The sequence below is a fragment of the Pseudomonas peli genome, assembly GCF_050563605.1.
GTDB lineage: Bacteria > Pseudomonadota > Gammaproteobacteria > Pseudomonadales > Pseudomonadaceae > Aquipseudomonas > Aquipseudomonas peli_A.
In genome coordinates this window covers 1-328 of sequence record NZ_JBNXUH010000361.1, presented here as the reverse complement: position 1 = coordinate 328, position 328 = coordinate 1, and the positions used below count along the sequence as shown (strand labels likewise).

The window sequence follows — 328 nt, the reverse complement described above, 5'->3', positions numbered from 1 at the left end:
GCCCGAAGAGTTTTTTTTTATTTGATGTTTGTGTTTGCAACGACGTCGCAACTCGTGAAGCGTCGACGCGTGGGGCGTCGGCGGCAACGTCAGATGTGTATAAGAGCCAGGCTCTGGACTGCCTGCTGAACTGTCTGCGCGAGGCCGCCTTAAACGACAAACCTTGCACGGGTCTGTGTGGGTTTTGAAGACCACCGCAGCCGCCGAGGGCGCCACTCGTGGAGCGTCGTCGGCAGCGTCAGAGGGGTAGAAGAGACAGGCTCGGGACGGCCGGCGGAAAGGTCGGCGCGAGGCCGCCTTAAACGACAAACCCCGCACGGGGCGGGGT

General features: G+C 61.6%; 1 protein-coding gene. It reads left to right on the top strand.

Going from position 1 to position 328, the window contains the following annotated elements; genetic code table 11:
- The coding region (locus ACQ4LH_RS21985; protein WP_430699021.1) for a hypothetical protein at positions 1 to 188 on the top strand (188 nt) is incomplete at its 5' end.
- Between the last annotated feature and the right edge of the window lie 140 nt (positions 189 to 328).